This window comes from Dethiosulfovibrio russensis, assembly GCF_021568855.1.
In the GTDB taxonomy this organism is placed as follows: Bacteria; Synergistota; Synergistia; order Synergistales; family Dethiosulfovibrionaceae; genus Dethiosulfovibrio; species Dethiosulfovibrio russensis.
In genome coordinates this window covers 1-7696 of the sequence record NZ_JAKGUG010000020.1, presented here as the reverse complement: position 1 = coordinate 7696, position 7696 = coordinate 1, and the positions used below count along the sequence as shown (strand labels likewise).

At 51.1% G+C, this 7696-nt stretch carries 10 protein-coding genes; all 10 read right to left on the bottom strand.

Translation table 11 applies throughout. The features are described 5' to 3' along the window. The coding region (locus L2W48_RS12755; RefSeq protein WP_236100451.1) for a formate--tetrahydrofolate ligase at window positions 1–291 on the bottom strand (291 nt) is incomplete at its 3' end. A gap of 99 nt (window positions 292–390) precedes the next feature. Further along, complete coding sequence (locus tag L2W48_RS12750) at window positions 391–1008, bottom strand: cyclodeaminase/cyclohydrolase family protein (RefSeq protein ID WP_268906906.1); 618 nt, start codon at window positions 1006–1008, stop codon at window positions 391–393. 16 nt (window positions 1009–1024) lie between these two features. Then, the gene (gene ftcD / locus L2W48_RS12745; RefSeq protein WP_236100455.1) at window positions 1025–1948 is read right to left on the bottom strand and encodes a glutamate formimidoyltransferase; all 924 of its coding nucleotides are present in this window, start codon (window positions 1946–1948) and stop codon (window positions 1025–1027) included. Between the two features lie 106 nt (window positions 1949–2054). Next, complete coding sequence (locus L2W48_RS12740; RefSeq protein ID WP_236100457.1) at window positions 2055–3104, bottom strand: TRAP transporter substrate-binding protein; 1050 nt, start codon at window positions 3102–3104, stop codon at window positions 2055–2057. A 66-nt stretch (window positions 3105–3170) separates the two neighbouring features. Then, on the bottom strand, window positions 3171–4448 hold the full coding sequence (locus L2W48_RS12735; protein WP_236100459.1) for a TRAP transporter large permease: 1278 nt from the start codon (window positions 4446–4448) through the stop codon (window positions 3171–3173). A 12-nt stretch (window positions 4449–4460) separates the two neighbouring features. Continuing rightward, a complete protein-coding gene (locus tag L2W48_RS12730) occupies window positions 4461–5000 on the bottom strand; it encodes a TRAP transporter small permease (protein WP_236100460.1) in 540 nt (179 codons plus the stop codon). A gap of 19 nt (window positions 5001–5019) precedes the next feature. Continuing rightward, a complete protein-coding gene (locus L2W48_RS12725) occupies window positions 5020–6171 on the bottom strand; it encodes a M20 family metallopeptidase (protein ID WP_369123586.1) in 1152 nt (383 codons plus the stop codon). After that, entirely contained in the window at window positions 6098–6250 is a 153-nt protein-coding gene (locus L2W48_RS13175; RefSeq protein WP_369123585.1) for a hypothetical protein, read from the bottom strand. Before L2W48_RS13175 ends, L2W48_RS12725 begins: the two co-directional genes overlap by 74 nt. Window positions 6251–6290: 40 nt before the next feature. Continuing rightward, window positions 6291–7460 (bottom strand): PucR family transcriptional regulator, encoded by a 1170-nt coding sequence (locus tag L2W48_RS12720; RefSeq protein ID WP_236100464.1) that lies wholly within the window; start codon window positions 7458–7460, stop codon window positions 6291–6293. 137 nt (window positions 7461–7597) lie between these two features. After that, window positions 7598–7696, bottom strand: a 99-nt coding sequence (locus L2W48_RS12715) for a formate--tetrahydrofolate ligase (RefSeq protein ID WP_236100466.1), incomplete at its 5' end; no start/stop codon positions are given.

Below are 7696 nucleotides of genomic sequence, written 5' to 3'. Positions count from 1 at the left end.
TTCTCTGAGGGCCAGAGTGGTCTTCTTTCCCAGTTTGGCCAGGGCCTGGGCGAGACCTACCGACGTGGTGGTCTTTCCCTCTCCCGCCGGGGTGGGGGTAATGGCCGTCACCAGGATGAGCTTGCCGTCCTCGTCGTCCTTGATGCGGTTCCACAGATCGTAGGACACCTTGGCCTTGTACTTGCCGTAGTGTTCCAGGTCGTCCTCCTCTATGCCGAGTTGGGCGGCCACCTCCGTTATGGGTTTCATCTTAGCCTGCTGGGCTATCTCGATGTCTGAGAGAAATGCCATGTAAGAACTCCTCCTTCTGTCTCTTATCGCGATATCCCTCCGAATCTGAGCTTTTCGGAGGGATATCCGGATTATAGTCTCGAAATACAGGTAGTGATACTAGGCTTGACCGCCTTTTTTGACGTATTCACGGATTCTTTCTGCCAAAACGGCTCCTCTGTTTTCCAGTGAGGAGATCTTCTTCGCCGTATCCGATGCGAAGGTCTCGTCTTTTATGGAGGGGAGGTTTATCTCTACGTTCATCACGGCCCCCTTCAGTCCCGAGTAGGCCATGTCGGCTCCGACCCCTAGGTCGCTTAGGGCGTTGGAGTTTCCTTTGCCGAGCATGCCATCGGCGAGCTCCATCACCTCCAGACAGGCCTCGGCTATGTTCAGAGGAGATCGTATAGCCGCCTTGTAGCCTTCCTGTATGGCGGCACTTCGGGCCGCTTTTTGCTCGTCCGTTTCCTTGGGCATCTTGAAGGCCGCCATTACGCCGTTGAAAGCATTCGTATCGGCATCGATGTAGTCTATGAGATCTTGTCCCAGCGAGCCGCTTCTCGTCACCGTTTTTTCGGCGTTTTCTCTAACGTTCTCGTAGCCTTTCTTGCCTACGGTGAGATTGCATACCATAGAGACCAGTCCGGCTCCCATAGCTCCGGAAAGGGCGGCTACACTTCCTCCTCCCGGAGCGGGGGAGTCGGATGATAACACTTGGTAAAATTCTTTTAGGCTCATGTCCACCAGCATCGATCTATTCCTCTCCCACCAGCGCAAGTATGTTGTTTTCCACTATCTGGTTGTAGTCGAAATCGACCAAGCGGAGGAAGTACTCGGCACAGTTGATGAGAGCCTTCTGTCTCAGCGTGCCACAGACCTGGGTGCCTATGATGCTCAGTCCGTATCTCTTAGCCTCGTTCTCTATTACCTGGAAAGCCCTGTAGATGGGGGTCTGATCGATATCGAACATATTCATGGATACCGCCACGTTATCGTATCCGTCCGGCTTGAAGGCGACGGATCGGATGGTGCTGAAGCCTCCGCTAGGGCCTCTCATCATCTTGGCTATTCTCTTGCCTACCTCTATATCGGTGGTGCTCAAAAGGACGTTTATCGCCACCAGATTGCTAGTGGCGGCACTGACGATGGTCGCCCCCGCTGAGGGATGTAGCTTGGCAGGTCCTAGATCTGGAGCCCGTTCGGGTAGATGGACGACCTCTTTCAATCCTTCATACTGTCCTTTCCTTATGTATCCCAACTCACTGCGTTCTGGAGTTCTGGCGTTTTCGCCGCTGAAATACACGGGTACCTGGAATCTCTCGAAAAGGGCGGTCCCTACCTTTTCCGCGAACTCGGCGCATTCTTCTAGAGTTACGTTCATGAGAGGGAATACCGGTATGGTGTCCTGCGCTCCGATTCTAGGATGAGCTCCTTGCTGTTTTTCCATGTCTATGAGCTCGTAAGCCTTCCCCGCCATGTTCAAGAGAGCTTCCATGAGAGGCTCCGGCTCGCCTATACACTCGATGACGGTACGGTTGAAGTCGGCGTCGGGAAAGAAGTCGATTAGTTTAACCCCTTTTACGTTCTTGATTTCGCCCACTATGGCTTCGATCACCTCGGTACGACGTCCTTCGCTGAAGTTGGGAACTGCGTGGATGTATTTCTTTTTCTGATCCATTAATACCGCCTCCGTGATATACTACTCGCGTAGATGAAGTTTTTTGTTTTTTCGAGGGATGAGCGGATTGTGGGATCCGCTCATCCCTTTTTTGTCTCTTATTGGATTAGTTTCCTGACGCCTCTTTTTCCGCCTCGGCGATTTCTTCCCTCAAAGTGGCGAGAATGTCCTCGGCTAGTTCGGGGTTGCCGGATATCTTTATGTAAGTACCATCGGTCTTCTTTGATATTTCCTGGAATTTTGCTCTTGCCTCGGGGGTTATGGCTACCACCTTCTGGCTGGATTTCATCTTGGCCTTGATCATGTCCATTCTCTCGTCGTTAAGCTCCTTCTGGATTTTATATCCGAACGGACGGAGCTCGTCGACCGCTTCGAGAACGATTTTCTGGATGTCCTCGGGCAGTTTCTCGAAGAATCTCTTGTTTACCATAGTCTGCATGATGTAGATCTTGTGGGCCGACTCGATGTAATAGTCCTGGACCTCCATGAACTTCATCTCCTGGACTATATAGGGGGCGTTTTCCTGACCGTCGATCATGTTGAGCTGAAGACCGCTGTAGACCTCCATGAAGGGGACCGGAGTCGGATTGGCACCGTACACCTTATAGGATTCCACTATCATTGGAGACGGCATGGTCCGCATCTTGAATCCCTTGAAATCCTCGGGAGTAAGAAGGGGCTTGTTGGCGGTCCAGTCCATGGCTCCCTCGCTCCAGTAGGCCAGTACCTTGACTCCCTGTCTCTCGTAGGCGCTGGAGAGCATCTCGTTAAGCGCCTTGCTGGTGGCGAGGACTTTCTCGTTGACCTCCTGGTTGTCGGAGAAAAGAAATTGCATCGAGAAGATCTGATTTTCCGGAACGATGCTCCCGACCTGGCCGGCTCCGTCGAGTACGAATTCGATAGCCCCGTTCTGACAAAGCTCGAATATCTCCTTAGGGGACCCCAGAGTTCCGAGGGGATAGATGTCCAGCTGTATCTCTCCGTCGGATTTTTCCTTGAGAAGACGGGCGAACTCGTTGGCGTAGACGTCGCAGACGCTACCGGTGATCTCCTCTTCCGCCAGTCTCCACTGGTACTTTGGAGCTCCGAAGGCGGTGGTAGCGACCGTCAAGGCGAAGGTTGCGGCTAAAATAGCTATTAGCGTGCGTTTGCTCATCTTTGTTTCCTCCTTTATTTATGTGTTGCTTTTGTGTCGCAGGGATCTCGTCCCTGAGATGCCGATTTATCTCGATATCGCCAGGTCCCTAAGGAAGAGGGCGATCTGTGGGAACATGACAAGAAGTGCCGAGATTATGACCATCATTATTATGAAGGGAGGAACTCCCTTCACCACGTCCAGGTATTTCTGACGGAATATCGGTATCGCTGTGAATATGTTGCAACCGAACGGCGGCGTCGAAGATCCGATCGCGGCCTGAAGGGTCACTATCGTTCCAACTAGGACGTTGTCCAGCCCGGAAGCCGCTACAGGTCCTCTGAATATTGGTGTCAGGATCATTATTACCACCACCGGATCCACGAACATGCATCCCAGGAAGTAGGCGATGGAGAGAACCGTAAGGATGCGAAGCTGAGTCGGATCGGCCCCGAGAAGGGCCGGAAGAATTATGTTCGGTATCCTGGCGAAAGAGATCGTCCAGGAAAAAGCCTGTCCCACGGCTATCAGAATGAACACAATTGCTGTTACCACCCCGGTACGGAGGGCTAGTTTGGGAATGTCCTTAAATGTTATGGATTTATACACGAATCGCTCCAGAAGGAAAGCGTATAGAACCGAGACGGCTGCCGCCTCCGTAGGGCTGAATACTCCCGAGTAGATTCCTCCGAATATTATGAGAGGGAAGGTGAAGCTCAAAAGAGCCTCTTTCAGCGCGGTCATCCGTTCTTTCCATGTCGCCTTGGTCGCGATATTATGGGGATCCGACACGAACCAGCAGTAGAGGGAAAAGAACAGGAAGATCAAAAGTCCGGGACCGACCCCGGCGATGAACAGTTCTCCAACCGAGGCCCCTCCGACGACGCCGTAGACGATCATATATATGCTCGGCGGTATCAGCAGTGCGATCTCGGCGGAGTTGATTATCAGTGCCGTGGAGAAGGAGGATGAGTATCCCGCGTCCATCAACATCGGCCTCATCGGGCCTCCTATGGCGACCACCGTGGCCTGGGTGGAGCCCGATACAGCTCCGAACAAGGTGCAGGCACCGGCTGTGGCTATGGGAAGTCCTCCTCTTTTATGGCCTATGAATCTAACGACGAAGTGAAGCAATCTGTCCGCCACCTCGCCGGCGGTCATTATATCTGCGGCGAAGATGAACATAGGTACAGCTATCAGCGACATGGACTGTATCCCCCCGATGACCTGTTGCATCAGCATGGTCGGGTCAAGATTGGGAAAGTAGAAGATCAAAGTCACTAAAGCCCCCGCCATGAGAGGAACCATCATCGGGAATCCGAGAAGCAGCAAAGCCGTCATGACGCCTACAAGGGTTATCAACATCTGCCAGTCCCCCTAAACCATAAACTCGTCGGTTTCGCTCTCTCCGTCGACGACGTTAGGAGCGACGTAAATCTCGGAATTTCGTAGATTTTTGATGAACGTGAGCGCATATTGAAGTCCGGTCATGAAAAAACCAAGAGGGACCCACATGATTATTAGGTAGAGAGGGAATCTAAGAGCCGGAGACATCCGGCCGGATATAAAAAGTTTCATAGTATAACGGGAGGAATAGTAGCAAAGGACGAACATCAAAAAAGCGGTTCCGGCGGTCATTATGAGCATCATTATCTTTCTCATGGTTTCGGGCATTACGTCGTATATGGCGGACATCCTGATATGGACGCCTTTTCTCGCCGCATAACTGGCACCTATGAACGTTACCCAGATTATGGTGAACTGACTTACCTCCTCCGCATAGGTCCAGCTATGTTGAAATAGATTGCGACTTATTACGTTTCCTATGCTGACCAGCGCCATTATGATGATGCTGTAGGCGACGACATTTCTTTCGAAAATCTCGAAGAAACGGTTGATCTTTGTAAGTAGATTCATGAAAAACCCTCCAAAGTGTTTAAGACTTTCCGTCGTTTCCCATGGCGTATCTTAGGAATACCTCCGCAGCAGTGCAGACCTCCTCGACCGAGATCCACTCGTCGACCGTATAGCTTCTGTTGTGGTCTCCGGGACCGAATATGACGAAAGGTATGCCCAGAATCGGTACCAGTCTAGAGGCGTCGGTAAAGGGATGTATTCCGATCTCTTCCGATGGGATATTTAGTGAATTACATATATTCTTGAAGTTGACCACTATCGGAGCGCTGTGATGCATTCCCACCGGAGGCTGTGAGTTGACTTCTCTCATCTCGATTTTGAGTGAATCGGTCTGAGATTCCATCTCATCCGCTATTTCTCTCGCTTTTTTCGCTATATCTTCCGAATCGATCGAGGGCAGAAGCCTTATATCCAGAACCCCTCTGGCTTTGCCTGGGACCACGTTGAGATTAGAGCCTCCCTCGATCTTGGTGACGGTGCAGCTGTTTCTTCCCAGAAGTCTGTGAGATGGCTCCTTAAGCAGAGTCTGGTTTAGATTGGATGCGAGTTTCATGAAGTTCGTAACGGCGTTCACTCCTTTTTCCGGTGTGGCACTGTGACATTCTTTCCCCTCTACCGATATCTCTAGCCAAAGGGCTCCTTTTTCGGCCAACGCTATAGACATAGATGTAGGTTCGACCACCACGAGTTCGTCCATCTCATCCATAAGTCCGCTTTTAAGAAGAGCGCCGGCTCCTATGCCGTTCAACTCCTCGTCGGCGGATAGGCAAAGGTGGACGGGATAGGGCGGGTTGATGCCGGACCTTACCATTGCCAGACCTGCGGCTATGATCGATGCCAATCCACCTTTGGCGTTGATGGTTCCCTTTCCGTAAATCTTTCCGTCTTCGTGTTCGGCCCCGAAGGGTGATCTGGTCCAGGAGTCGGGGTCGTCCACGTCTATAGTGTCCATGTGTCCCACGAAGGCCAGGTTCTTCTCCTCTGAATCTCCCGGTATGGAGATCTTCAAAGAAGCCCTATTGCCCCCGTGTTCCAGTAGTTTTATTTTTACTCTATCCTTAGAAAACAGGGAGGCAATATAATTGGCGCAGTCCCTCTCATCTCCTCTGGGAAGGGTGGTCCTTATCCTGACGAGATTTTGCAGTATTTGAACGATTTCTTTGTCTGGCACTAGCTCGTGTCTTTTCACGGTTATCCCTCTTTCTGACTAAAGTATATAGCATGATTTTAGAAAAAGCCTTGTCCAACATGGACAAGGCTTTTTGAGGAAGTTGTCTTGTGAAGACAAAATCAGCTTGATGGCAATAGTCCAGATCGGCCCTTGAAACTATCGTGTATGAGAAAGATCCTCAAGGATAGGCTGACGGCGAAACGCTGTTCGTTGTCGTCCAGATCGAGCGATAGCACCTCGCAGATTCTCTTGAAACGGTATTTTACCGTGTTATAGTGAACGTACAGACTGTCCGCCGCTGTCCTGAGGTTCCAGTTCCCCCTATCTATCGCCAGCAGGGTTGCCATCAGTTCCGTGTTGTTCGTTTTGTCATATTCTACAAGTGGACTTAGCTTTTGTCTCATGAAGTCTACACCGTCGCTCTTCTGTGCCAAGGTGGACAGGAGTTTATAGGCTCCGAGCTCGCTCCATCTGGCGATGGCCCAGTCTTTAAGAAAACGATCCATTATCTCTATAGCCTGACATGCTTCCCTGTAACTTTCTCCGGCGTCTATGAAGGAAGATCGAGGATCACCTATACCTAGTCTCACCTTTAGAGGAGCTATCTCGTCTCTTACGTAGCGACAGGTCTCGAATATCTCCTTGGAGCCGTTGGTCGACGAGGGAATCAGAAGTGCCAGATGGTGTCCCACGTCGGCGAAGATAAGCTTAGGGTAGAACGCCCTCAGTCGATGACATATGGTCTGTCTTATCCTGTCTTCCGGGTCGGTATCCACTGCCATTGCGACCACCGCCGTTACAGATCCAGAAAGGTCCCATCCGAATAGAGAAGCCCTGTTCTCCAGTTCGTCTGGGTGCCTTATCCTGGAGAAAAGAAGGTCTTGAACGCAGTGATCTCTGTATCTCTGTTCCACCTTGAGCTCGCTGTGCTTTCTATTGAGGAGTAGCCTAAGAGCCAGAGTTGCATTTTCCAATAAATCGGTAGGCGAAGAAGGCTCTTCTCGAGGACGATTAAGTATCAGCGTTCCCACTACGCTATCGTCTTGACTGACGGTTGTGTGATGGAATATCCGGAGTAGTTCCCGATGAGGATAGGTCTTTATCTGCTCGAAGAACTCGGTATTTCTGGAGAAAACGTGTAGTTTTCCGCTATTGAGCTTAAAGGCGCAGTCGAATCCGGACAGGTTGTGGATAGTTTGGAGAATGTCCTCCAGCCCTCCACCTTTTAGAAGGGTCTCGGCGAAAGGTGCAAATGAGCGGTCTTTGATGGGGGGTGGAGTTTTTTTCAAGACGAGGTCTCCTCTAAAGGATTAAGGTTGATATCCATACTCTCCAACGATCCGAAGTCCCTGTCAAGGGAGATCGCAAAACGGGCGAAGGTCGCAAGACCCTCGCCCGTTTCATCGTAAGCCAATTGGTGGCGTTGCTAGAACAATCCGGAGATTCTTCCGTTTTCGTCCACGTCTATCGCCAGAGCGGCCGGTTTCTTGGGCAGCCCCGGCATGGTCATTATGGAGCCGGTTAT